This is a genomic window from Cupriavidus sp. IK-TO18 (assembly GCF_015549295.1).
Lineage (GTDB): Bacteria > Pseudomonadota > Gammaproteobacteria > Burkholderiales > Burkholderiaceae > Cupriavidus > Cupriavidus oxalaticus_A.
The window spans coordinates 96,942-120,660 of the sequence record NZ_JADGMP010000033.1 but is presented as its reverse complement, the minus strand read 5'-3'; the positions used below and the strand labels follow the sequence as shown (position 1 = coordinate 120,660).

Sequence of the window (23,719 nt, the reverse complement as noted above, 5' to 3'; positions counted from 1 at the left end):
CGGCGTCAGTTCACGCGCGACGCGTAGCGTTGGTTCTCGACATAGCGCACCAGGTAGTTGCGCGCTTTGTCGCGGGTATCGGCAGTGACGCGCGCCGCCGCCTGGCGGGCGCTGTTCTTGCCGTGCGCCGACGACATCTGACCGTCCAGGTAACTGCGGAAAGAGTCGTGCATGGCGTTCAGGTCGGACTGGCATGCGGCTAGCGCCGCATTCGCCACGTCTTTCGACTGGCCCTTGGACGACAGGTTGTCGTCGGCCTTCTCCTTGACGCAGTCCATGTATTTGGCGCGCAGCGCCTGCCAGCCGCTGCTGTCGGCGGTGGCGGCGCTGGCGGCAGCGTTGGTAGTTTCACTGGCGGGTCCGGTCGAGGGCTGGGAAGCGCACGCGGCGAGCAAGGCCAGTGGCAGGGCGGTAAGTAATTTCTTCATGCCTTGATGATGCGATGCGGCGGTGCCGCATGGATGCGTAGTCATTTCTGGAGCCGACAAACTGCCATGAATGCCCGGGCGAGGCTACCTTCGTCACAAATGGAAACGACTCGTCACCACGTGATCTTTTGTCCGAGTGCTTTTGCCGCCTATGCTTCAGAGACGACAACAACACCCAAGGAGACAAGATGAAACGTCGAAACTTCCTGACCGCCAGCGCGGGCCTTGCCCTGGGCAGCCTGGCACTGGGTGCCTGCACCACCACAAAGCCCGACGCACCGACCGACAAGGCGGCACGGCGCCGCGAGCTGGACTCGGGCGTCGATGCCACGTTGTCGCGCCTGTATGGCTCGGTCAACGGCTCGCGTGAACTCGGCAATCGCGCGCGCGGCATCCTGGTGTTCCCCAAGACCTTGTCGGCAGGCTTTATCGTCGGCGGCGAATATGGGGACGGCGCGCTGCGCTCGGGCGGCGCGACGCGCGGCTATTACCGCCTGGTCTCCGGCTCGGTCGGCTGGCAGATCGGCGCGCAGTCCAAGTCGGTGATCCTGATGTTCCTGACGCAGGACGCGTACGACAAATTCGTGCGCAGCTCAGGCTGGACCGCTGGTGTCGACGCTACCGTCGCGCTGGCGACGGTCGGCGCCAGCGGCGTGCTCGACACCAATACCGCGCAGCAGCCGATCGTCGGTTTCGTGATGACCAATGCCGGGCTGATGGCAGGCCTGAGCCTCGAAGGCAGCAAGGTCACCCGGCTCGACCTGTAAGCGCCTGGCGCCGGCTTGCGCCGCACGGTCCGACGGTCGTGCGGCGGCGGTTTTTCGCGGCCATCCGCCGCGAGGGGATAGAATTCGTCCCTTTGGCCGAATTCTCATGTGGTTCAAGAACCTGCAGGTCCATCGTTTCTCCGCCCCGTGGACGCCCGGCGCCGACGAGGTCGAAGCCAGCCTGGCGAAGCACGCCTTCTACCCCGGCACCAGCCTCGAAATGCAGACGCAGGGCTGGGCCTCGCCCCGTGACAACGGCCAGCTGGTCCACGCCGTCGGCCGCCAGATGCTGCTGACGCTGCGCACCGAGAAGAAGCTGCTGCCGACCACCGTGGTCAACCAGGTCACACGCGCACGCGCCGCGGAGATCGAGGAGCAGCAAGGCTACAAGCCGGGCCGCAAGCAGCTGAAGGAACTGAAGGAGCAGGTCACCGAGGAACTGCTGCCGCGCGCCTTCAGCATCCGCCGCGACACCCGCGTGTGGATCGACCCGGACAACGGCTGGCTGGCGATCGACGCCGCTGCCGCGGCCAAGGCCGATGAAGTGCGCGGCATGCTATTCAAGGCGCTGGATCCGCTGCCCCTGGTCAACCTGCATGTCAACCAGTCGCCGGTGGCGGCGATGACCGAATGGCTGGCCGGCGACGCCGCGCCGGGCGGCTTCACCGTCGACCAGGAAATCGAGCTGCAGTCCGGCAGCGAAAGCAAGGCCACGGTGCGCTACGTGCGCCACCCCCTCGATCCTGAAGACCTGCGCCGGCACATTGCCGCCGGCAAGCGCTGCACGCGCCTGGCGATGACCTGGAACGACCGGGTCTCGTTCGTGCTGACCGACGGGCTGGTGGTGAAGAAGGTGGCGCCGCTGGACGTGATCAAGGAACAGGCCGACGGCACCACGCATGACGAAGACGAGCGCTTCGACGCCGACTTTGCCATGATGGCCGGCGAGCTGTCGGGCCTGCTGGGCGACCTGACTGAAGCGCTGGGCGGCGAGCGCAAGAGCTGATGCTGGCGGCGCGCGCTGCCGCGCGCCGGCGCACCGATACGCCGGTTACGCTACCCAGTTCACCTTGGGGAAGCGGTCGGCAAATCCGGCCGGCATCGGCATCACGGTCTTGCCGACGTAGTCGAAGAACACGAAGCCGGACTTGGCCATGGCGATCAGGGTGCCGTCAGCCGGGCGCGTGATGCGGAAGATGATGTCGCCGCCGTACTTGTTGAAGTCCATCACGCCGACTTCGAACAGCAGCTGGTCGCGCGCGTGCGCTTCGTTGCGGTACATGGTGGCCAGGTCCGTGACGATGATGCCGAGACCCTCCACCTTGTCTCCCTCGCTGCCGAACTCATAGAGGAAGCGGGCGCGCGCCTCGGAGATCATCGAGATCATCGAATCGTTGGCCAGGTGGTTGGCCGAGTTGATGTCGGTGACGCGCACGGTCAGGTGGGTCGAATAGCAGAACTGGTCGTCGGGAAGATCGAGTTGAAGGCGGGCCATGGCGGCATCGGGCAAAGTGGACAAGAAGCCTCCGCCAGGCACGCATAAGGACCATCCGATTCCGGGCAGGCTGGCGGCGAGGCGCCCATCATAGTCGATCCGGCCGGCTCGCCAGCGGGGCTCAGGGATTGAGCGGCGGCAGGGCTGCCGGCGTGGCCCGATGCGCCCGGACAGGCCGGTGTGCGGGGCCGTACTTCGGCAACAGGCCCGCCAGTTCGCTGCCGTTCCATTGCCCCGTGCCGGTGCCGGCACCGAACAGGCGCCGTTCGAGTCCATCGACGGCGGAAGCCAGCGCCGCGTCGGTGCCTGCCGCCCACTCCGATGGTGCCTTGCCCCACGCGCTGCGCGACCACACGCCAAGGGCGCGATAGGCTGCCGGCGCGTCGTTCGCGCGGCAGGCCTGCAGCAGCGCCGCGAGCCGCGCCTCGCTGCCGGCCGCCCTGGCGCTGCGCCGTGCCGCGAGCGCCCGGCGCAGGCGTGCCACGCGCGGCCGTGCCCAATGCAGCAGCAGCCATCCCAGCAGCAAAACCGGGGCGCCGCCGGCCGCCCACAGCCACAGGCGCCACGCGGTCCCGCCCTCCCCGGGCAACGGCGCGGCGTGGGGGCCGGTCGGGGACAATCCTGCAAGGTGCGGCGCGCCGGCCACGTCTACCTTCACCTCGGGCGCCTCCGATTCGCCGGGCTTGCGCGTGACCGGGTCGAACCACTCCACCTTGATCGCCGGCAGCGTATAGGTCCCGGCGTGCTCGAACACATAGGTGATGCGGTCCGTGCGGCTGCCGCCCGTGTTGCCCGCGCTGTCGTGCGCGGCATCGCTGAGTTGCGGATCGCCCGCGAAGACGCGCACGCCGGCCGGCGCTTCCACCTTGGGCGGCCGGATCATCATGGCCTGCGTCTGCGGCGCGAACGTGATGATGGTGCGCACCAGCGCGTCGCCGGCTTGGAATTGCGCCTGCGGGCCGCTGACCGGGCGGTCGAAGCGCTGCGTGACGTTCAGGCGCGCCACCGGCAGCGTGGCAACGGCCGGCGCGCCGGCTGCGCCCGCGGCACGGATCGTGGTGGCCGGCAGCGTCACGCTGCCCTGGCGCGGCTTGCCGTCGTCGCCGGAATAAGTAAAGGCGATGGAGACCTGCGGCAACCGGAAATCTCCGCCCTGCTCCGCGGCAAACAGGTAGGTCTTCCGGATGCCGGCATAGCTCACGCCGCCGATGGTCTCGACCGTGTTCTGGCCGCGGTCGTCCGGCATGGTGACGATCGCGCCGGGCACCTGCAGTGTCGGGAAGACGGGCGCCGACAGGAAAAAGTTGGGCGCCAGTATCGTCACGTCGACGCGGATCTGCTGGCCCGGCAGCACGGGCTGCCGCGCCGCCACGTCGACGCGCACGATGGGATCGGCCGCCAGCGCGAGCGCGCTCGCCAGCCATAGCGCAAGGCCGGCGAGCCAGATGCCGAAGCCCCGACCCGCGCGCGTCATGGTTTGGCTCCGGCGCCCGGCTGCGCCTGGCCCTGCTGCAGCGCGAACTTGCGTTGCAGCAGTTCGGTCGGCGTGGTCTGGATCGCGCGCATCCAGGTCTCCGCGCTTTCGACCGCGCCCATCTCCAGCTTCTTGCCCTCGCCTTCGGGCGGCCTGGACTCGCTGTCGTACTTCACTTCGTCGGGCTTGATGTCGGGCGGCTCCTCGCCTTCCTTCGGCTTTTCCGCCTTCGCGGCCAGCTTCTCCATGAGCGCCAGGTTGGCCGTTGCCGCGGGCCATTGCGGGCGGCGCTTCAGGGCCTCCCGGTAGCGCGCCGCCGCGTCCTTGTACTTGCCCATCCGTGCCAGCGCATCGCCCTGGTTGAAGTCGCTCTCGGGCGAATCGATCAGCGCGAAGCTCTGCACCGCCTGCGCGTACTGCCCGGCGCGGTACTGCGCCACGCCGCGCCACATGGGGTCGTCGAACAGCGCGGCGGCGGCGGCAAAATCGCCGCGCTCGAAGGCCCGGCGGCCCTGCTGGTCATGCGTGAGCCACAGGTCGACAAAGCGCGACGCGCGTGGCGCTTCGGCACCGGGCGCCGGCGCCTGCGCGCGCAGCGCCTGCTGCGGCGCCGCCAGCGCCACGGCAAGCAGCACGCCGGTGATCCAGCGCACGGTCCAGCCCTTGCGGAACCACAGCACGCCGAACAGTGCGATGGGAACCGTCAGCCACCAGCCCTCATCCTTCCAGCGCGTGTTGTCCGCCGACTGCTTCTGCGCGAGGTGCGACTGCACATGGCGCTGCACCCAGGCGACGTCGTCGTCGCTGTCGGGCGTGAACGTGGCGACCGGCACGCCGGTGTCGTCGCCAAAGCGCTTGAGCGCGGCCGTGTCCATGCGCGCGAACACGCGCACGCCGTCCTTCTCGACAAAGCCGTCGGTGCCGCTGCGCAGCGGGCCGCCGCGTTCGGTGCCGATCGCCAGCACCACCGGCTGGCTGCGCCCGCTGCCTGCCCGGGTCTTGAACGCGCGCACGGCGGCGGTTTCCACGCCGTCGGTCAGGAACAGGATGGTGCCAGGCACCTCCTCGTGCGCGAGCGCCGCGTCGATGGTGCGCAGCGCAAGTGCGGTGTCCCTGCCGGGCGCCGGCATGATACGGGTCTGCAGCGCATCGACGAAAGTCTGCAGCAGCATGGCGTCGTCGGTCAGCGGCAGCACCAGGTGCGTGGAGCCGGCGTAGGCCCAGATAGCGGTGCGTCCGCCGTCGCGGCGCGCCAGCAGCGCCTTGACCTTGAGCTTCGCGCGCTCGAGCCGCGTGGGCGTCACGTCGATGGCATCCATGGTCGGCGACAGGTCGATGGCGATCGCCAGCGGCGCCTTGTCGTCGAGAAACGGCGGGCGCTCGCGCTCCCACGCGGGACCGGCCAGCGCAATGGCGCCGAGCGCAAGCAGCAGCGCAGTCAGGTGCACGGGACGGATGGCCAGCCGGCGCCGCTCGCCGACCATCAACGCGTCCAGCAGGTGCGGAGCAATCGCATCGCGCCAGCGCCGCCGCACATCGCCACGGCGGCGCACGGCCCACACCAGCAGCACCGCCGGGACCAGCGCCAGCAGCCACCACGGGCGCAGGAAATGGAAATCCGCGAGCGCCTGCATCACGACTCCTGCGCCGCCGGCTGCGGCGCGCCACGCCGGCGCGGACGCGCAAGCCATGCAGACCACGCCGCCATGATGAGCTGGTACGCCAGCACCATGCCAACCGCCGCGCCGAGCGGCCACATGAACAGCTCGCGCCGCGGCCGCCACGACAGCGTCTTGTGGTTGTGCGGCGTAATGCGGTCGAGCGTTGCGTAGATGCTTTCGAGTCCCTTTTGGTCGGCACCGAAGAAATAGCGTCCACCCGTCTGCGCGGCGATGCGCTGCAGCACGCCCAGATCGACGCGCTGCTCGCCCTCGGCGGAAGGATCGCCGATGCCGATCGTATGCACGATCACGTGCCGCTGCCTGGCGACCTCCGCGGCGCGTTCGGGCGGCATCTTGCTGGCGGTGTCGTTGCCGTCGGTCAGCACGATCAGCACCTTCTCGGGCGCCTGGCTCTGGTCGAACATCTTGATGCCAAGGCCGATGGCATCGCCGAACGCCGTGCTGGGCCCGGCCATGCCCGGCAGCAGGTCATGGATCATGGCCTGCACCAGCGCGTGGTCCAGCGTGAACGGCGCCAGCGGGTACGGCGCGTCGCCGAAGACGATCAGGCCGACGCGGTCGCCGGGCCGGCGCGCCACGAAACTGCTGACTACCTCGCGCACCGCCTGCACGCGCGGAATCAGCGCGCCGGCCGGATCGCGGAAGTCCTGCGTATCCATTGACTGCGACAGGTCCAGCGCGAGCAGCAGGTCGCGCGCCGGCTGCACCTTCTCGATCGGCGCCTCCAGGAACTGCGGGCGCGCCAGCGCGGTCACCAGCAGCGCCCATGCGAGCGGCGCCAGGATGCGCTGCAGCCAGTTGCTGCGCGGCACGACCGCGCCCGGCGCCGGCTTCAGCCCCACGGCGCTGGCCACCTCGCCGAAAAACGGCAGCCGCACCGACGGGCTTTCCTCGCGATACGGCGGCAACAGCCACCACAGCAGCAAAGGCAGCGGCAGCAGCACGAAGAGCCACGGGTATTCAAACTGGTACATGGTGGCCGGCGATCCATTGCTGGCAGGCCGCGGCGGTTGCCGTCACCTGGCTGTCGGGCCATTGCGCCAGCGCGGCCGCATCGCGGTACTGCGCGTCATTGACCAGCGTCGCGAGCACCGGTGCCGCCGCGCCGGCCTTGCCCGCATAGGCTTGCAGGAACCGCGCCCACTCGGCGCCGGCCAAGCTCGCCACCTCTGTGCGCGGCCACGCCGCCAGCGCGGTGCGCTTGAGCAGCTCCGCCATGGCAACCAGCGCGTGCGCGCGAGCCTGCGGCGACGCGGACATGCCCGCGCGCAACCGTGCCAGCTCGGCCAGTGCTTCGCGGCGGTAGCGGTTGGCGCGGAAGTGGCGCCACCAGCGCCAGGCCGCGAAGGCCAGCAGCGCCAGCACGATCGCGCCGGCCACCGGCCAGCCGATGGTCTGCGGCCGCCATGACGGCGGCGGCGGCACGACCACCTCGGCCATATGCAGGAGATCGCCGGCAATCGTGGCGCTGTCGGGCGCGGCCGTGCTGTGCACCAGGTCGCTCATGGCCGCCCTCCCTGCCGGGCGCGCAGCGTTCCCTGGCCTTGCGGCAGCGCCTGCCCGAGCAGGCGGCGCAGTTGCAGCGGCGTTTCCTCCGCAGCCGACAGCGGCAGCAGCGGCACGCCGATGGCGCGGTGCCAGCCCAGCAGGTCGCGGCTCTGCGCATCGACGAATTCGGCAATGCCCTTGCGTGTCGACGCGTGGCCGAATCCCAGCTCGACCTGCAGCTCGCCGTCGCTGACGACAAGGTGGCCGGAGTCCGGCAGTTCGAGCAGGAACGGGTCATAGACCAGCATCGTCAGCAGGTCGTTGCGGGCGCTCATCGACAGCATCAGGTCGCGCGTGGCCGCGTCATGGCCGTCGAAGTCGCTGATGACGATGACGAGGTGGTCATGCCGCGCGAGCCGCGCCGCGCGCTCGAGCGCGGCATTGAGCTGGCCGGCGCCGCGCCCCGCGGGGGCATCGGCGCGCAGCGCCTGGTTATGGCGCGCGATCTCGCCGAGCATGTGCTCCACCGCCTGGCGGCTGCGGCGCGGCGCGAGCTCGGTGCATTCACCGTCGCCGAACACGAGGCCGCCGACACGGTCGCCCTCGGACAGCACGCGCCACGCGGCCAGCGCTGCGGCCTCGGCCGCGACCACGGACTTCATCGCGCGGCGGCTGCCGAAGAACATGTTGATGCGCTGGTCCACCAGCAGCAGCACCGGCCGGTCCTTTTCCTCGCTGTACACGCGTACGTGCGGCTTGCCGGTGCGCGCCGTGACGCGCCAGTCCATGCTGCGGATATCGTCGCCGGGCAGGTAGCCGCGCACCTCCTCGAAGGTCAGGCCGCGCCCGCGCACCCTGGAGGCATGCCGGCCGGCCAGCACGCTGTGCACGGGCTGCCGCGGCAGGAAATGGAAATCGCGCGCGGCAACTTCGAGCGCCGCCAGCGCCGCGGCATCGACGCAGACACCAGGCTGCGCGCGCGAAGCAGGCCCCTCCCCGGCGGGCACCGGCGAGCGGCCGAGCGAGGCAAGGTGGGAACGCATGGCGCCGCCCGCCGCGTCAGGCCACGGCCACCTGCCGCACCAGGCGGTCGATCACGGCATCGGCGCTGACACCGGCCGCGTGCGCCTCGTACGACAGGATCAGGCGGTGGCGGAAGACCTCGTGCACGACGGCTTGCACATCCTCGGGCGAGACGAAGTCGTGACCGCGCAGCCAGGCATGGGCGCGCGCCACCTTGTCCAGCCCGATCGAGCCGCGCGGGCTCGCGCCGACCTGGATCCAGCGGTCCAGCTCGTCGTCGACGGCCTTGGGTTCGCGCGTGGCATGCACGAGCGCCACCATGTAGCGCGCGACCGCTTCGCTCACGTGGATGCCGTGGATCTCGGCCCGCGCGGCGAAGATGACTTCAGGCGCCAGCTTCTGCGCGGCGGCCGACTGCGCGCCCGGGGCGGCCCCGGACTCCTCGGCGCGCGCCAGCGCCACGATCTGCGCCTCGGCGTCGGCCTCGGGATAGGTCACGTTCACGTGCATCAGGAAGCGGTCCATCTGCGCTTCGGGCAGCGGGTAGGTGCCTTCCTGCTCGATCGGGTTCTGCGTAGCCATGACAAGGAACAACGGATCAAGCTTGTGGGTGACGCCGCCGACGGTGACCTGGCGCTCTTCCATGGCTTCGAGCAGCGCCGCCTGCACCTTGGCCGGCGAGCGGTTGACCTCGTCGGCGAGCACCAGGTTGGCGAAGATCGGCCCGGGCTGGAAACGGAACTCGCCCTTGCCGCCCTCGGCGTAGTACACCTCGGAGCCCGTGATATCGGCCGGCAGCAGGTCGGGTGTGAACTGGATGCGCGACAGCTTCGCCTCCAGGTTCCGCGCCAGCACCTTGATCGCGCGCGTCTTGGCCAGCCCCGGCAGCCCCTCAACCAGCAGGTGGCCGTCAGCGAGCAGGCCCAGCAACATGCGCTCGATCATGTGCTGCTGGCCGACGATGGCTTCGCCCATCCGCTGCTGCAGTGCCAGCACGTCGTCACGGGTGCTCATGGGGCTTCCTCGATGGCGCCGGCCCGGGCGTTCGGCGGCCACCTCCGAACCAGGCGTAGTAAGGGTTGTCGGGATCGGCACGCATGACTTGCTGCATATGCAGCGCCCACGCGTCGCGGTCGCCGTAATAGGCGTCGAGGCCGGCAGTGTAGAAAGTGTGCAGCGTTTCGCGTTCGCGCCCGATGTCGGCGATCAGCCCGGCATCGGCACCCGTCACCGTCGGCTCGGTCTGCAGCGTCAGCAGGCGCTGCAGGACCTGCGGGAACTCGGCGCGCCGCACCCAGGTAGCGTATTCGATGCGCGGGCGGTCGTCGGTCACGGCGGGCGCATCGCCGGCATAGCGCTCCAGGCCCGCGCGGTCCGTCACCCAGGTCGCCAGCAGCGCTGCCGGCGACGCCACGCCCACCGCGCGCAGCGCCGACGCGACTTCGGGCTCCGCAAAGCGCTGGCGGATGCGCACTGCATCGAGTGTGATCGGCGACGGCGAACCGACCAGCATCATCTCGTGCAGCTCCGTGGTCCACAGCGTCGCGTGCGGGAACACGTCGAGGAAGCTACGCACCAGCGAGCGCGTGTCTTCATCGTTCTGCGTGGGCAACGGCAGCCATTGCGCGACCAGTCCGCCCGGTTGCAGCCGTGCCGCGGCGAGGCGATAGAAATCGGTCGAGTACAGGTTGACCACGCCCGCGGCCGAAGGCGGCGGCGGTTCCAGCGTGATCAGGTCGTAGCGTTGCTCGCTCTGCAACAGTTCGCGCCGGCCGTCACGCAGGCGGATCTCCACGCGCTTGTCCCCGGCCACGCCGAAGTTGCCCTGGAACTGCGGCACAGCACGCAGGACCGGCGGCAGCAGTTCGGCCACCACGCGCTGTTCCAGGCCCGGATACGGCAGCGTGGCGCCAGCCGTGATGCCGGTGCCGAGGCCGATCACCAGCGCCGAGCGCGGCGTGCCGCCATGCACGATCAGCGGCAGCAGCGCCTGCAATCGCATGTAGCGCAGCGACGTCATGGTGTCGCCGGAATTGGACACGCCCTGGATATAGAGGCGGTTGAATGTGTGGCTCGGCGACGACTGCTTCACCACCGCCACGGTGGCGCCGCGGCCTTCCTCGTAAAACACGATCTCGCCGCCACGTGCGCGCGCCAGCAGCGTGGCGAGCCGGTCCGCGGGCGCGAGCGCCGCGGCAATCACCGCAAGCACCGCCACCATCGGCACCGACCAGCGCGCCAGCTTGCGCACACCCGAGCCGAGCGCGACCGCAACGATGCCGACCATGCCGGCGCCCACGGCCAGCAGCGACAGCGTATGGACCAGGCCGATGCGCGGCACCAGGACAAACCCCGCCACCGCCGTGCCGACGATGCCGCCCAGCGTGTTGAGCGCGACCACCGCGCCCACGCCGGCGCCGAGCCGGTGGTTGTCCACGCCCACTCGCAGCACGAACGGGAACGCCGCGCCCAGCAGCAGCGTAGGCACGAACACCACGCACAGCGCCGCCACCGCGAAACTCGCGCAGGCGGCCGCCAGGCCGCTCGACGTGGCCGATTGCACCCAGGCCGACACCCCAGCCTGCGCCTGCAGCAGCCATTCGCCAAGCACCACGATTTCGAGCAGCGCCACCAGCCCTGCGGCGGCGATCAGCATCGCGAATGCGCCCCACGGGTCGCGCGCCCGATCGGCCCGCCGCGCGGCCAGCGCGCTGCCGATGGCAAGGCCCGCAAGATAAGTCGCCAGCACCACCGTGAAGGCAAAGGTGCGCGTGCTGATGAACTGCACGATGGCCTGCGACCACACCACTTCATAGCCGAGCGCGATGCCGCCCGCGGCGGCATAAAGCACCAGCGCCAGCCGCCCGTCGTCCGCATCGCGCACGCGCCCTGCGGATGCTGGCGTGGCAGCGGTGGCGGCCGGTTCCTGCGCAGGCACGGTGCGCGAAGCCAGGGCCAGCGCGGCGACCGCGGCGAGACCGTTGAGCGTGGCCGCGGCCAGCGCGCTGCCGGTGATGCCGAGCCACGGGATCAGCACGAAGCCCGCCAGCAGCGTGCCGGCAATGGCGCCCGCGGTGTTGGCGGCATACAGGCGTCCGCCATGTGTGCCGATGTAGCCGGGGCGCGACGCCAGCACGCGCATCAGCACCGGCAGCGTGCCGCCCATGGCTGCCGCCGGCACGATCACCAGCACGAACGGCAACGCCCAGGCCAGCAGCCCGGCGCGGCTCTCCAGCCATGCGAACGGCGCGACGGAGCGCGCCAGCGCCAGCGTGGCGCCAATGGCCAGCACCAGCACGGCGATTTCGAGCCACGCATACAGCCGCAGCGGCCGCGCATGGCGGTCCGCGACACGCCCGAACAACCAGCCGCCGAGTGCGAGCCCGGCAAAGAATGCGCCCACGGCGGTGGTGACGGCGTGCACATCCACGCCGACCACGAGCGCGAGCTGCTTTATCCAGAGAATCTGGTAGATCAGTCCGGCCGCACCGGACACGAAAAGCAGCAGGGCAGGTGTCAGCATGGCGCCGTGATGCGCCAGTTGACCCTGCCCTGCCTGCAAGGCGGCGCCTCCCGCACGCCGCAGCTTGTCAGAACTGTGCCGCGCTTGCTGCTTGCCGGCGTTGGCGCCGGCATGCGCTTCTCTCATGGTGCGATCCTGGTGAAGAGGTTGGCCGGGATGACCCGGCCAACCATTGCCACTGGAATTACTTCCCGGCTGCCCCCTTGTCGAGGGACTTCATCACCGCCTCGGTCATCTGGTCGATGGTGAAGCTCGCCGGGCGCTGGCTGGGCGGGTAGTCCTTGAACGTCTGGAGGAACGGCGCCACCCGTGACGATGCATAGCTGACCATATAGGCATTCTTCGCCGTCCAGTCATAGTACTGATCGGAGACGATATCCGCCCGTTCATACGGATCCATGCGCAGGTTGAACACCTTTGGCACGCGCAGGCAGGTAAAGGGGTTGGCCCAGACTTCGAAGCCGCCCGGGTGACGCTGCTCGCAGAACACGAACTTCCAGTCGTTGTGGCGCATTGCCACCAGTACGCCGTCATCGTTGAAGTAGAAGAAGTCCTGGCGGGGCCCGGCATTGGTCTGGCCGGTCAGGTACGGCAGGAAGTTATAGCCATCCAGGTGGACCTTGAAGGACTTTCCGCCAATGCTGGCGCCCTTGAGCAGCCGGTCCTTGATGTCGGCATCGCCGGCGGCCGCAAGCAGCGTCGGGAACCAGTCGAGACCGGACATCATGGTCGTGGACACCGTGCCAGGCTTGATCTTGCCCGGCCAGCGTACCAGTGCCGGCACGCGGAATGCCCCTTCCCAGTTGGTGTCCTTCTCGCTGCGGAACGGCGTGGTTGCCGCGTCCGGCCAGGACCACTGGTTGGGTCCGTTGTCGGTCGTGTAGACAACGATGGTGTTGTCGGCAACCTTCAGGTCGTCGAGCGACTTGAGCAGCTTGCCGATGTCGCCGTCGTGTTCGAGCATACCGTCCGCGTACTCATTGCCAGGCATGCCGCTCTGTCCGCGCATCGACTCGCGCACGTGCGTGAACGCGTGCATGCGCGTGGTGTTCATCCACACGAAGAACGGCTTGTCCGCCTTCACCTGCTTCTCCATGAAGCCGATCGCCGCCGCCGTGGTTTCGTCGTCGATGGTCTCCATGCGCTTGCGGTTCAGCGGACCGGTATCTTCCACCTTGCCGTCGGCGTAGGAGTGGAGGACGCCGCGCGGCCCATTCGCCTTGACCCAGGCCGTGTCGTTCTTCGGGTAGTACGGACGCTCAGGCTCCTCTTCCGCATTGAGGTGGTACAGGTTGCCGAAGAACTCGTCGAAGCCGTGCGCGGTCGGCAGGTACTCGTTGCGGTCGCCCAGGTGGTTCTTGCCGAACTGCCCGGTCGCATAGCCAAGCGGTTTGAGCGCCTGGGCAATTGTCACGTTCTGCGCTTGCAGGCCGACCGGCGCGCCCGGAATACCCACCTTCAGCAGGCCCGTGCGCAGCCCGACCTCGCCGGTGATGAAGGTGGAGCGGCCCGCCGTGCAACTGTTCTCGCCGTAGTAGTCGGTGAGCATCATGCCTTCGTTCGCGATCCGGTCGATATTGGGCGTGCGATAGCCCACCACACCGTGGCTGTAGGCGCTGATGTTGGTCTGCCCGACGTCATCGCCGAAGATGACGAGGATGTTCGGCTTCTTGCCGGACGGCGCGGTGGCCGCCAGCGCGGGCGCCGAAGCTGCGGCAACCGGCGCGTTGGCCGCCACCGGCGGATTCTCCTTGGCCGGCGCTGGCTCGGCCGCTACTGGCGCCGCCGTGGGCGCCTGCGCCGCCGGCTGCTGTTCCTTGGGCGGCGTCTCCTTCTTGCCGCAGCCCGCAATCGCAAACACGGCGGCGGCCATGGCCAGCATCACCAGCCTGGAGCCCCGCCCTTTCCCTATGCCTTCTTCATCTCGGTGCATGTTCCGCCTCCGTTCATTGACCCGTTACGGTCGGTTCACTGCTGCTCGCATCGTGCTCATGGCTTGCCGGCCGGATAAATCTGCTGCCAGTCCTGCTTCATGCTGACCACGGTCCAGCCTCGCGAGCGCGCCGCATCCAGCGCCTTGTCCAGCTTGCCCACCTTGGACTGGCGGTCGTAGGCGAACTCCCGCTCGGCGTCGTCGTGATGCACCAGCACCGCCATGCGCGGACCGTCGCCGCCGGCGGTGTACTCGAGCATTTGCAGGTCGCCGTCGGAATTGCCGACGGCGAGGATGGGCCGGCGGCCGATATGGCGGTAGATGCCGACCGGCTTGCCGGGGCCGTCATCGATAAAGTCGAGCTTGGGATCGCGCACCAGCACCGGCTTGCCGTCGCGCACCATGTAGCGCACCGCCTGCGACGAGCCGATCACCTGCTCGGGCGGGATGCCATAGACCTGCTGGCTCCACGGCCGCATGAAATCGATGGTGCCGCCGGAGACGATGTAGGTCTTGAAGCCGTTAGCGCGCAGGTAGGACAGCAGTTCCAGCTGCGGCTGGTAGACCAGCTCGGTATAGGGCCGCTTGAACCTGGGATGGCGCGCCCTGGACAGCCAGTCGCGGATGGTGCGGTCGTACTCGTCCACGCTCATGCCGCTGTTGGCAGTGGCGATCAAGCCGAGCAGCTGCTTCTGGTTTGCCATCAGCGCGTTCATGTCGTTGGCCATCAGCGCCTTGAACGCGGCATTGTTGCGCCACTCAGGATGCTGCGGCGCGGCGGCCCTGACCTGGTCGAGCAGGAAGAAGAACTGGAAGTACAGCGGCTGCTCGCTCCACAGCGTGCCGTCGTTGTCGAACACCGCCACGCGCGCCTCGGGTGGCACGAAGGTGGGCGAGCCCGGGCGCGTCACGTCGGCCACGAACTTGAGCAGCGCCTGACGCGCGGCGCCGTCGCGCCACGATGGCAGGGCTTGTTCGGCGGGCTGGGCCTGGGCGGCAGTGGCCTGTGCCGCGGGGGCCGCGGGTCCGGCGGGCGCGGTACAGCCGGAAAGCTGCAGGCCCGCAAGCGCCAGCGCGGCGCACAGTGCCGCGATCGTCTTGCGCGATGCGCTTGCGCGCAAGGCGCTGTTGGCAGGCATGCTCATGGCACTTGCTCCTGTGTCGTATCGCACCGCTCCGGCATCAGCGTGACGCCGGCTGCGGCTGTCCGCCCATCGCCAGCGGCAGATGGGGCGCGTTGCGGCGCATTTCGGCCCAGCGGCTGTCGTCCATCACGAGCCGGAAGCCAAGGTGCGACATGCTGTTGAAAGGATCCGTCCCGCGCCGAGCGCTGGGGCGGTAGCTCAGGCAGTAGTCTTCGTTGCACAGGAACGAGCCGCCGCGCGTCACGCGCTTGGGCGCGTTGACCGGTACGCCAGGCTCGCTGGGATCCCATGAGGCCAGGGGGCCGGCCGGGTTCTCGATCGGCTGCGCCTTGCCGGCTTCGCGCCGGAACTGGTCGGCGCGGTACCAGTCGGCGACCCATTGCCAGGCATTGCCGGTCATGTCGGACAGTCCGTAGCCGTTGGGCGGGAACGTGCCGACCGGTCTGGTGCCCAGCGCGCCACCGGCCTTCGGGCTGACTACCTGGCTCACTGCCGGGCTGACTGCCGGGCTAACAACCGGGAACGGCTGGTTCTGCTGGCCCTGCCAGACGTTGGCCATCTGCTTGCCGGCGGGCGCGAACTGGTCGCCCCATGCGTAGGTGGCCTGCTCCAGCCCGCCACGCGCGGCAAATTCCCACTCGGCCTCGGTAGGCAGGCGCTTGCCGACCCATTTGGCATAGGCCTGGGCGTCTTCGTACGACACCTGCACCACCGGATGGTCGTCCTTGCCTTCGATCGAGGTACCGGGACCTCCCGGATGACGCCAGTCGGCGCCGGGCACATAGCGCCACCAGCGCGAATAGTCCCGCAGCGGCACCGGACGCGGCGTGCCGACAAAGACCATGCCGCCGGCCACCATCGCGCTGTCGGGCGGACGCGGCGTGCCAGGGGGCAGCTGTACCTTCAGGGTCTCCCAGTCCGGCACCCGCTCCGCCGTGGTGACGTACCCCGTGGCCTCGACGAACTTGCGGAACTCGCCGTTGGTGACGTGGTGCTTGTCCATCCAGAACGCATGCACGCGCACCTTGTGCGCCGGCTTCTCGTTGGCCTGCGCCATTTTGCTGTCGCTGCCCATCAGGAATTCGCCGCCGGGTATGCGGACCATGCCGAGCGGACCGCTCTTGCCGTCGCCTTCTACCACCCCGGGCGCCTTGCCGGAGAGCGACTGCGCGTACCACCAGCTGCCGCCCGCGCCTGCCGCCATGCAGGCACAGGCCAGCACGGCAATCAGGAACGTGCGGCGTCGATGCGGCGCCGCAGCAGCAGAGGCAGGCGGCGCTTGCGCTGCGCCGTGCGCCGGGGCCTGCGAATGAAGCCCGTTGCGCTTGCCGGTTGCCATAGGACGTCCTCCGCCAAAAGACAAAAAGGTGCAATAGCGCACCTGCGGGTATCGTCACAGAACGGTTACTGAAAAGGAATTTAGATTTCTTGCCGAGTGTGTTGAAAGATTTCACGGCAGCGCTGTCATCGCCGTTTGCTCCTCGGGGTAAATACCATCCCACTGTCTCGTCCATAGCGCCGATGTGCCGCGCCGGCAGCGGCCCGTACGCTGCCGTTTGCCATGCGCGCAAGGCGCGACAAGACAACCAGGACGTCACAACCAGGAGGAAACACCATGCAAGCTGACCGACGCAAAGCCCTGCAGTGGCTGGGTGCAGGTTCCCTCGCCGCCACGGCCTCGGCGCTTGGCCTTGGCCTTGGCCATGCCCGGGCCCAGTCAGCCCAGTCCGCCGTATTGAACTATCCGTCGAGGCCGGTGCGGCTGGTCGTGCCCTACCCGCCGGGCGGCGCCACTGACGTGCTGGCACGCGCGCTTGGCGAACCGCTCGGCAAGCTGTGGCAGCGCCCGGTCATCGTCGAGAACCGCCCCGGCGTCGGCGGCATGATCGGCGCCGACGTGGTGGCCAAGGCGGCGCCCGATGGCTACACGCTGCTGCTGGCGCTGCCCAGCCTGGTGCAGACGCCCTACATGGTGGCCAAGCCCCCCTTCGATCCGCTGCGCGACCTGACCGCCATCGGCCAGCTGTGCACCTCCAGCCTGGTGCTGACCGCCAACAGCGCCATGCCACGCACGCTGCCCGAGGTGGTGAGCCTGGCCAAGTCGCAGCCGAACAAGCTTTCTTACGGCACTTATGGCATCGGCACCGGCGCCCATCTCTATATGCAGGTGTTCACGACCGGTGCCGGCGTCGAGCTGCTGCACGTCCCGTACAAGGGCGAGGCGCCGATCGCCACCGACCTGATCGGGGGCCAGATCTCGCTGGGTACGCTGTCGCCGATGACCGTGCGCCAGCATGCGCGCAGCGGCAAGCTGCAGCCGCTGGCCGTGACCGGCAACACGCGCGCGCCGATGCTGCCCGACGTGCCCACCTTCCAGGAACTCGGCTACAAGGGGCTGGACGGCCCGGCCTGGCTCGGCCTGTTCACCACGGCCGGGACGCCGCAGGCTATCGTCGAGAAGATTTCCGCGGATGTGGAGACCGTGATGGCCGCGGCCGATATCCGGCAACGCATGGCCGACCTGGGGCTGATCGTCAAGACTTCGCGCCCGGCGGCGTTCGCGGCGGTGGCGAAGGCCGACCAGGCTTATTGGGGGAATGTGATCAAGGAGTACAACATCCGGCTGGATTGAGCTGGCATGCGTCAGACGCCGTAATTGCGGAACCAGCGCACCAACTGGCTACGGCATGCCGCAGCGGGGTGTGGTGCGCTGACAGGGGCAACCGGAAGCGCTGATCAGGCCACCAACGGCCGGAACCGGCGCTCCATTGCAGGGCTCACGTCCCTGACGCGCATTGCCAGATTGACTTGCATGGTCGTGGATGCCGTTTCAATCAGTGTCCGCTCTATCTCGTAGCTGTTTTTGCTCATCCACAACAAGACCTCGCGCAGGTGCCATAGCGAACTGGCGCCTTCATGCACCGGCGGCGGAAATGACTCGGGATGGCCGATCATCAGTTTGCGCATGTTCTGGCGGGACATTCCGATCGCATCGGCAATATCCGTCAGGCCGACCAGATCCGGCGCGGCTTCGATCAGCATTGCGGATGGTATGGCACGCTTTATGTCGGCGAGCGCGCTCATGATGGCGTCCATGGCGGACTCCGCATCACGGTCAAAGGCGACTGCAATCCGGCCCGCCACGCCCGTCCCGACGATTGCGTCGTCACATCCCGCCTCCTACAGGCGTTCGACCAGGGCATCGGGATTGTTATCGTCCGGTGATAGTTGATATCTGAGGGTGAAAGAATATTCCATAGCTACTTCGCCTTCTGCAGATTGAACCGTGGTCCTGTCTCCAAGATTAAGTGCGTCTGCGTTAGTTGTCATATGACAACTAACGCAGACGAAAGCCTATGAATCGAAGGAGTGTGAAATAGGGACTTAAAGCGGCACTGAGAGGACACTGCAATCGGTGTGTCCTTCGCGCACGCTAAGTTCTTTCGGCGGCACCAGTCGGCAAGAACTGAAACGATTCAGATCACGCCCGCTTCCCTCAGTGCGCGCAACTCACTCGCCCCCAGTCCCAACGCGCCATAGACCAGCGCATTGTGCTCGCCCACGGCCGGACCGCAGCGCGGCGCGGCCGGTGCGTAGCCGGAGAATCTCGGCACCACGCATGGCGCCGGCACTGACCCAAGCTCGGCATCCGGCAGGCGCACGATCGCCTCGCGCGCGCGCATCTGCGGATCTTCGACAATGTCGGCGATGCTGAACACCTTGCTGAACGGCACCTGGCACGCCTCGAGCGCCGACGCCGCGTCCGCGTAGGACCGCGCAGCAAACCAGGCCGCGATCTGCGCGTCGAGCGCATCGAGATTACGCACGCGGCCGGCGTTGGTGGCGTAGTCGGCCGCGCACGCGAGCTGCGGCGCCGCCATCGCTTCTGCCAGGCGGCGGAAGGTGGCATCGGACGACGCCACCACCGAGACCCAGACGTCGTCCGAGGTCCGGTACATATTCGACGGTGCCGCATAGGTAGTCCGATTGCCCGCGCGCTGGCGCACGCGGCCCAGTTGCTCGTACTCCACCGCCAGCGGCTCCAGCAGCCGGAACAGTGCTTCAGTGGCGGCCAGGTCGATCTCGCGGCCAGGCAGGTCCGGCCGCGCGCGCCGCTCCGCCACCGCGGTGGCGATGGCAAAGGCGCCGAACAAGCCAGCGACCATGTCGCCGACCGGGTAGTTCATGTGCATCGGCCCGCTCTCCGGCGAGCCTGCCAGGTTGGTGAACCCGCTCATCGCTTCAAAGATCCGCGCAAACCCGGGCCGCTGCGCATACGGTCCGGTCTGGCCGAAGCCGGTCAGCCGCAATACCACCAGGCCGGGATTGGCCGCGCGCAGGGTCTCGATATCCAGCCCCCAGCGCGCCAGCGTGCCGGTGCGGAAGTTCTCGACCAGGACATCGAACTGCGGCAGCAGCTTCAGGAAGATCTCCTTGCCGCGCGGTGTGCGCACGTCCAGCGAGATGCCGCGCTTGCCGCGGTTGGTCACTTTCCAGTACAGCGCGTGCGCGTCGGTGACGGGTTCAAGCGAGCGCAGCGGATCGCTGCCATCGGGCAGTTCCAGCTTGACGACTTCGGCGCCCATGTCGCCGCACAGCGTGGCCGAGAACGGTGCCGCCACCACGGTGGCCATGTCCAGGATACGCACGCCCGCCAGCGGGCCGGTGCCGGCGTCGGTGTGGGTGTTGCAAGGCGTTGCCGCCGTGGCGGCGTGGTCGGGTGACGCGTTCGGCATTGGGATCTGTCTCTTCGTTTTGGGGTTGGGCGCAGGTTGCTGCGATCCAAACTGACAGCCCCGCTCGCCGGGCGCAAGCACGGTTTCGCTGTGCGGAACCGTCGTGCTACAACATTGACGAGCCCCCTCACGGATCCGAGCATGAATGCCAACAGACCGCCGCCAGACATGGAACGCACTCCACTGCCCGGCCTTGCCAGCGCCGACGAACTCTCAACCGATCGCCAGTTCGCCAGCAACCTGGCTCGCGGGCTGGACGTGCTGCGGGCGTTCACGCCGGGCAGCCCGGTGCTGGGCAACCAGGACATCGTGGCGCGGACCGGACTGCCCAAGGCAACGGTGTCGCGCCTGACGTACACGCTCAGCCTGCTTGGCTTCCTGAGCCGGGTGCCGGGCAACCAGAAGTACCGGCTCGGCGCTGGCGTGCTGGCGCTGGCGTATCCGATGCTTGCCGGGCTGGCTATCCGCCAGATCGCGCGGCCATATATGGAAGCCATCGCCCGCGAAACCGGGTGCACGGTGAACCTGGGGATGCGCGAGCGGCTGACGGTGGTGTACGTGGACAGCTGCCGCGTCGATCCGGGCAACGTGTACCAGCCCGACATCGGGAGTACGCGGCCCTTGCTGTCCACCTCGATCGGCCGCGCCGTGCTGCTGGCGTGCGGGGCGGAAGAGCGCGCCGCGGTGCTGAACCGGCTGCGCGTGGAAGATGCCGGGCGCTTCGAACGGGAGCAGCCGATGTGGATTGCGGAACAGGCGCACTACGCGGCGCATGGCTTTTGCCTTAGCCGCGGCGAATGGCGAACGGACATCCACGCGATAGCCGTGCCGATCCGGCAATCGCTGCATGAAGACCCGTTCGCGCTGAACTGCACCGTCGCCGCCGCGCGCGACCGTGACGACATGCTGGCGCGCACGGTCGCGCAGAAGTTGCGCGAAGGCGTCAGGCAGATCGAGCTGGCGTGCGCGCGTTGATGTGATGCCAGGCAGTGACGACAAGCGGTGACGACGCCGCGGAGGTTGTAGCAAGGAGGCGCCAAGCGATCCGGCGAGATTGCGGCCTTATCGGGAAACCACGGGAACATCCCAGACCAGGAGACAAGATGCAATCCTCTCAAACAGCACGCCGGCGCCTGCTGGCCGCCATGTGCGGCTGCGCCGCGCTCGCGCCTGCCGTGGCCCTTGGCGCCGCCGACAGTGCCGACAGGTTCCCCGCCCACCCCATTCGCATCATCGTGCCGTTCTCGGCCGGCGGCGTGGTCGACACCGTCACCCGCGTCACCGCCGAGCGCATGGCCCTGCTGCTGCGCCAGCCTGTCATCGTCGAGAACCGCACCGGCGCGGGCGGCTCCATCGGCACCGACATCGCTGCCAAGGCCACGCCTGACGGCTATAACCTGCTTGCCGTCAGTCCCAGCTACGTGGTCGGGCCGCTGCTCAACAGCGCGATCAACTGGAAAGGCACCCGCGACTTCCGCGCGGTTGCCGGCTTTGGCGTGGTGCCCAACGTGATCGTGGTCCCCGCATCGTCGCGCCTGCGCACCCTGCCTGAACTGCTTGACGCCGCGCGCAGCCAGCCCGGTGCGCTGACCTACGCCAGCGCCGGCTTGGGTACCTCCAACCACCTCTCCGGCGAATTGCTCGCGCAAATGACCGAGGTCAAGCTGATGCATGTGCCGTACAAGGGCCAGCCCGAGGCGCTGACGGACGTGCTGGGCGCGCGCGTGTCGATGATGGCGCTGACCGCGGCGATCGCCCGCCAGCAGGTCCAGAGCGGCAAGCTGCGCGCACTCGCGGTGACTTCCGCCAAGCGGTCCGCGGCGTTGCCGGACATTCCCACCGTCGCCGAAGTTGCGCGCCTGCCCGGCTATGAAGTAGGCGCGTGGTTCGGACTGGTCGCGCCGCACGCCACCCCCGACGCCGTCGTGCGCAAGCTCGCCGACGCCGCGGCGCAGGCCGTCAGCGATCCTGCCGTGGTCAAGCGTTTGGCCGACATCGGCATGGACGTAGCCCCGCAATCCGCACCGGCCTTTGACCGCTACCTGGACAGCGAGTCGAAGAAGTGGACCCGCGTGCTGAAGACCGCCGGCATCAGCGCCCAGTAGCGCCTGTCGTCCACACGGCAAGACACATCCCGCTCCTTCCCAGACACCTACCCACCTGACGCTCCCATGATCCGCGACGCCGCCCGCATGCAAGCCCTGCTTGCCGACCTCCGCCAGTTCGTCCTCAACACCTGCATTCCGCTCGAAGCCGACATCGACCGCGACGACGTCATCCCTGAACCGGTGGTCGACGCCATGCGACAACTCGGATTGTTCGGACACAGCATCCCCGAGGCCTATGGCGGCGCGGGGCTGACGTCCGAAGAACTGACGCTCGTCAACATCGAAGTTTCGCAGGCCGCGACCGTCTTCCGCGCGCGCTTCGGCGGCAACACCGGCATCGCCTCCGAGTCGCTGGTCGTCGACGGCACCGAAGCGCAGAAGACGCGCTACCTGCCGCGGCTTGCATCGGGCGAGCTGACCGGCTGCTTCGCGCTGACCGAGCCCGAAGCCGGATCCGACGCCACCTCGCTGCTGACATCGGCCCGGCGCGAGGGCGACCATTACGTGCTGAACGGCAGCAAATGCTTCATCACCAACGCACCGATCGCCGACCTGTTCACCGTCTTCGCGCGCACCGACTCCGATACCCCTGGCGCGCACGGCATCAGCGCCTTCCTGGTCGAACGCGGCACGCCCGGCATCAGCACCGGCGAACCGGAACGCAAGATGGGCCAGCACGGCTCGCCGGTGGGCGACGTCTACCTGCGGGACTGTCGCGTGCCCGCCACCGCCATCGTCGGCGGCCAGCCTGGCGTCGGCTTCAAGACGGCGATGAAGGCGCTCAACAAGCAGCGCATCAACCTGGCTGGCCTGTGCATCGGCCCTGCCATCCGCCTGGTGGACGAGATGGTGCGCTACGCGAGCCAGCGGCGCCAGTTCGGCAAGCCGATCGCCGATTACCAGCTGGTGCAGCAAATGGTTGCCGACAGCAACACCGACATCCACGCCGCGCGCGCGCTGGTACTGGAAACCGCCCGCCGCCGCGACAACGGCGAGGACGTGACTATGGAGGCATCGATGTGCAAGCTGTTCGCCTCTGAAATGTGCGGACGCGTGGCGGATCGTGCGGTGCAGACCTTTGGCGGCAGCGGGTATATGGCGCGTACCGTGGCGGAGCGGTTTTATCGCGATGTGCGGTTGTTCCGGTTGTATGAGGGGACCACGCAGATTCACCAGTTGAATATTGCAAAGCGGACGATGCAGGCGCGGGAAGGAGTGCTGGATCGGGCAGGGTAACGCCCAGGTACACCCATGCGTACGGTCAACGAATGACAGCCGCTTGATTCCCCCAAAGCAATGCGTAGTACCGGTCGAATGGATTCTTGTGCGCAATAATGAAGGTGCCTGATCTCCCATCGAGAACGCCATGTCCGCACCAACGATCCATTCGGCACGCCTCGCCCTGATCCCCTTCTCCCGCGCCGATGCCGACGAAGTATGGCCTTGCATCACGCCAACCCTGGCACGCTACATGGAATGGGAACCCGCCCCGTCCCCGGCCGCATTCCGTGACGTCTGGCAAGCCTGGCTGCCGGCCATGGACGACGGATCGGATTTTATCTTTACCATCCGCCGCACGAGTGACGGCCAATTCCTGGGACTGGCCGGGCTGCATCACGCCGATACGCCCGCGCCGGAATTCGGCATCTGGATCCGGGAAGACGCCCACGGCCACGGCTATGGAATGGAGGCCGTGCTGGCGGTGAAAGACTGGGCGATGGCTGCCTTGCAGCCGCCGCGGTTCATCTATCCGGTGGCGGAAGAGAATTGGGCAAGCCGGCGGATTCCGGAGGCGATGGGCGGCGTGGTAGTGGACAGCCAGCCTGCGCCGAAATATGTGCGGCTGATTTATGAAGTGCCAGCGCGGTGATGCGCGCACACAGCCGGATGCTTCCGAGGCGAGGAAGGCCGCTTGAC

The 23,719-nt window shown here is 68.3% G+C and carries 20 protein-coding genes and 1 pseudogene; 7 read left to right on the top strand and 14 right to left on the bottom strand.

Annotation, left to right across the window (positions count from 1 at the left end; translation table 11 throughout):
- Positions 1-5: 5 nt before the first annotated feature.
- Complete coding sequence (locus IPF36_RS25965) at positions 6-428, bottom strand: hypothetical protein (protein ID WP_135705932.1); 423 nt, start codon at positions 426-428, stop codon at positions 6-8.
- A gap of 188 nt (positions 429-616) precedes the next feature.
- Here IPF36_RS25965 and IPF36_RS25960 point away from each other — a divergent pair, with 188 nt between their 5' ends.
- Positions 617-1,195 (top strand): YSC84-related protein, encoded by a 579-nt coding sequence (locus IPF36_RS25960; RefSeq protein ID WP_133092347.1) that lies wholly within the window; start codon positions 617-619, stop codon positions 1,193-1,195.
- Positions 1,196-1,301: 106 nt separating this feature from the next.
- Positions 1,302-2,201 (top strand): recombination-associated protein RdgC, encoded by a 900-nt coding sequence (locus IPF36_RS25955; protein WP_133092348.1) that lies wholly within the window; start codon positions 1,302-1,304, stop codon positions 2,199-2,201.
- Positions 2,202-2,246: 45 nt separating this feature from the next.
- Here the strand turns inward: IPF36_RS25955 and IPF36_RS25950 are convergent, their stop codons facing one another.
- The 11 genes from IPF36_RS25950 to IPF36_RS25900 form a co-directional block, all read right to left on the bottom strand.
- Positions 2,247-2,690 (bottom strand): thioesterase family protein, encoded by a 444-nt coding sequence (locus tag IPF36_RS25950; protein WP_133092349.1) that lies wholly within the window; start codon positions 2,688-2,690, stop codon positions 2,247-2,249.
- 121 nt (positions 2,691-2,811) lie between these two features.
- Positions 2,812-4,164 carry a BatD family protein gene (locus IPF36_RS25945; protein WP_195431241.1) on the bottom strand — a complete coding sequence of 451 codons (1,353 nt, stop codon included), beginning with the start codon at positions 4,162-4,164 and terminating at the stop codon, positions 2,812-2,814.
- Positions 4,161-5,798, bottom strand: coding sequence for a VWA domain-containing protein (locus IPF36_RS25940; RefSeq protein ID WP_195431238.1), 1,638 nt, complete (start codon positions 5,796-5,798; stop codon positions 4,161-4,163). The genes IPF36_RS25945 and IPF36_RS25940 overlap by 4 nt, the downstream gene beginning before the upstream one ends.
- Complete coding sequence (locus tag IPF36_RS25935; RefSeq protein WP_195431235.1) at positions 5,798-6,820, bottom strand: VWA domain-containing protein; 1,023 nt, start codon at positions 6,818-6,820, stop codon at positions 5,798-5,800. The genes IPF36_RS25940 and IPF36_RS25935 overlap by 1 nt, the downstream gene beginning before the upstream one ends.
- Positions 6,807-7,352, bottom strand: coding sequence for a DUF4381 domain-containing protein (locus IPF36_RS25930; protein WP_195431232.1), 546 nt, complete (start codon positions 7,350-7,352; stop codon positions 6,807-6,809). The genes IPF36_RS25935 and IPF36_RS25930 overlap by 14 nt, the downstream gene beginning before the upstream one ends.
- A complete protein-coding gene (locus IPF36_RS25925; RefSeq protein WP_195431229.1) occupies positions 7,349-8,377 on the bottom strand; it encodes a DUF58 domain-containing protein in 1,029 nt (342 codons plus the stop codon). The genes IPF36_RS25930 and IPF36_RS25925 overlap by 4 nt, the downstream gene beginning before the upstream one ends.
- 16 nt (positions 8,378-8,393) lie before the next feature.
- Positions 8,394-9,371 carry a MoxR family ATPase gene (locus tag IPF36_RS25920; protein ID WP_135705939.1) on the bottom strand — a complete coding sequence of 326 codons (978 nt, stop codon included), beginning with the start codon at positions 9,369-9,371 and terminating at the stop codon, positions 8,394-8,396.
- A complete protein-coding gene (locus IPF36_RS25915; RefSeq protein ID WP_195431226.1) occupies positions 9,358-12,006 on the bottom strand; it encodes a fused MFS/spermidine synthase in 2,649 nt (882 codons plus the stop codon). The genes IPF36_RS25920 and IPF36_RS25915 overlap by 14 nt, the downstream gene beginning before the upstream one ends.
- Positions 12,007-12,064: 58 nt before the next feature.
- Positions 12,065-13,813 carry an arylsulfatase gene (locus tag IPF36_RS25910; protein WP_255519901.1) on the bottom strand — a complete coding sequence of 583 codons (1,749 nt, stop codon included), beginning with the start codon at positions 13,811-13,813 and terminating at the stop codon, positions 12,065-12,067.
- Between the two features lie 56 nt (positions 13,814-13,869).
- Complete coding sequence (locus IPF36_RS25905; RefSeq protein WP_195431223.1) at positions 13,870-14,958, bottom strand: HAD family phosphatase; 1,089 nt, start codon at positions 14,956-14,958, stop codon at positions 13,870-13,872.
- Positions 14,959-14,995: 37 nt separating this feature from the next.
- Positions 14,996-16,162: a formylglycine-generating enzyme family protein gene (locus tag IPF36_RS25900; protein WP_255519905.1), complete on the bottom strand. Its 1,167-nt coding sequence runs from the start codon at positions 16,160-16,162 to the stop codon at positions 14,996-14,998.
- Positions 16,163-16,573: 411 nt separating this feature from the next.
- Between IPF36_RS25900 and IPF36_RS25895 the strand changes: the two genes are divergently transcribed.
- Positions 16,574-17,590, top strand: coding sequence for a tripartite tricarboxylate transporter substrate binding protein (locus IPF36_RS25895; protein ID WP_195431217.1), 1,017 nt, complete (start codon positions 16,574-16,576; stop codon positions 17,588-17,590).
- Positions 17,591-17,694: 104 nt separating this feature from the next.
- Here IPF36_RS25895 and IPF36_RS25890 read toward each other — a convergent pair.
- Together IPF36_RS25890 and IPF36_RS25885 are read right to left on the bottom strand one after the other, a co-directional pair.
- Positions 17,695-18,216 (bottom strand): annotated as a pseudogene (locus IPF36_RS25890) (DNA-binding protein).
- A gap of 218 nt (positions 18,217-18,434) precedes the next feature.
- Positions 18,435-19,694 (bottom strand): CaiB/BaiF CoA-transferase family protein, encoded by a 1,260-nt coding sequence (locus IPF36_RS25885; protein ID WP_195431213.1) that lies wholly within the window; start codon positions 19,692-19,694, stop codon positions 18,435-18,437.
- Between the two features lie 168 nt (positions 19,695-19,862).
- On the opposite strand from IPF36_RS25885, the gene IPF36_RS25880 reads away from it, so the two are divergent.
- The 4 genes from IPF36_RS25880 (at position 19,863) to IPF36_RS25865 (ending at position 23,672) form a co-directional block, all read left to right on the top strand.
- Positions 19,863-20,669, top strand: a complete 807-nt coding sequence (locus IPF36_RS25880) for an IclR family transcriptional regulator (protein ID WP_133092362.1) — start codon at positions 19,863-19,865, stop codon at positions 20,667-20,669.
- A 128-nt stretch (positions 20,670-20,797) separates the two neighbouring features.
- A complete protein-coding gene (locus IPF36_RS25875) occupies positions 20,798-21,799 on the top strand; it encodes a tripartite tricarboxylate transporter substrate binding protein (RefSeq protein WP_195431206.1) in 1,002 nt (333 codons plus the stop codon).
- 66 nt (positions 21,800-21,865) lie between these two features.
- Complete coding sequence (locus IPF36_RS25870) at positions 21,866-23,038, top strand: acyl-CoA dehydrogenase family protein (protein WP_195431203.1); 1,173 nt, start codon at positions 21,866-21,868, stop codon at positions 23,036-23,038.
- A 130-nt stretch (positions 23,039-23,168) separates the two neighbouring features.
- Positions 23,169-23,672 (top strand): GNAT family N-acetyltransferase, encoded by a 504-nt coding sequence (locus tag IPF36_RS25865; protein WP_195431200.1) that lies wholly within the window; start codon positions 23,169-23,171, stop codon positions 23,670-23,672.
- The last annotated feature ends 47 nt before the right edge of the window (positions 23,673-23,719 follow it).

Coding starts and splice junctions, on each gene's coding strand:
- IPF36_RS25965 (WP_135705932.1), bottom strand. CDS start 428: ATGAAGAAATTACTTACCGCCCTGCCACTGGCCTTGCTCGCCGCGTGC.
- IPF36_RS25960 (WP_133092347.1), top strand. CDS start 617: ATGAAACGTCGAAACTTCCTGACCGCCAGCGCGGGCCTTGCCCTGGGC.
- IPF36_RS25955 (WP_133092348.1), top strand. CDS start 1,302: ATGTGGTTCAAGAACCTGCAGGTCCATCGTTTCTCCGCCCCGTGGACG.
- IPF36_RS25950 (WP_133092349.1), bottom strand. CDS start 2,690: ATGGCCCGCCTTCAACTCGATCTTCCCGACGACCAGTTCTGCTATTCG.
- IPF36_RS25945 (WP_195431241.1), bottom strand. CDS start 4,164: ATGACGCGCGCGGGTCGGGGCTTCGGCATCTGGCTCGCCGGCCTTGCG.
- IPF36_RS25940 (WP_195431238.1), bottom strand. CDS start 5,798: ATGCAGGCGCTCGCGGATTTCCATTTCCTGCGCCCGTGGTGGCTGCTG.
- IPF36_RS25935 (WP_195431235.1), bottom strand. CDS start 6,820: ATGTACCAGTTTGAATACCCGTGGCTCTTCGTGCTGCTGCCGCTGCCT.
- IPF36_RS25930 (WP_195431232.1), bottom strand. CDS start 7,352: ATGAGCGACCTGGTGCACAGCACGGCCGCGCCCGACAGCGCCACGATT.
- IPF36_RS25925 (WP_195431229.1), bottom strand. CDS start 8,377: ATGCGTTCCCACCTTGCCTCGCTCGGCCGCTCGCCGGTGCCCGCCGGG.
- IPF36_RS25920 (WP_135705939.1), bottom strand. CDS start 9,371: ATGAGCACCCGTGACGACGTGCTGGCACTGCAGCAGCGGATGGGCGAA.
- IPF36_RS25915 (WP_195431226.1), bottom strand. CDS start 12,006: ATGAGAGAAGCGCATGCCGGCGCCAACGCCGGCAAGCAGCAAGCGCGG.
- IPF36_RS25910 (WP_255519901.1), bottom strand. CDS start 13,813: ATGCACCGAGATGAAGAAGGCATAGGGAAAGGGCGGGGCTCCAGGCTG.
- IPF36_RS25905 (WP_195431223.1), bottom strand. CDS start 14,958: ATGAGCATGCCTGCCAACAGCGCCTTGCGCGCAAGCGCATCGCGCAAG.
- IPF36_RS25900 (WP_255519905.1), bottom strand. CDS start 16,162: ATGGCGGCAGGCGCGGGCGGCAGCTGGTGGTACGCGCAGTCGCTCTCC.
- IPF36_RS25895 (WP_195431217.1), top strand. CDS start 16,574: ATGCAAGCTGACCGACGCAAAGCCCTGCAGTGGCTGGGTGCAGGTTCC.
- IPF36_RS25885 (WP_195431213.1), bottom strand. CDS start 19,694: ATGCCGAACGCGTCACCCGACCACGCCGCCACGGCGGCAACGCCTTGC.
- IPF36_RS25880 (WP_133092362.1), top strand. CDS start 19,863: ATGGAACGCACTCCACTGCCCGGCCTTGCCAGCGCCGACGAACTCTCA.
- IPF36_RS25875 (WP_195431206.1), top strand. CDS start 20,798: ATGCAATCCTCTCAAACAGCACGCCGGCGCCTGCTGGCCGCCATGTGC.
- IPF36_RS25870 (WP_195431203.1), top strand. CDS start 21,866: ATGATCCGCGACGCCGCCCGCATGCAAGCCCTGCTTGCCGACCTCCGC.
- IPF36_RS25865 (WP_195431200.1), top strand. CDS start 23,169: ATGTCCGCACCAACGATCCATTCGGCACGCCTCGCCCTGATCCCCTTC.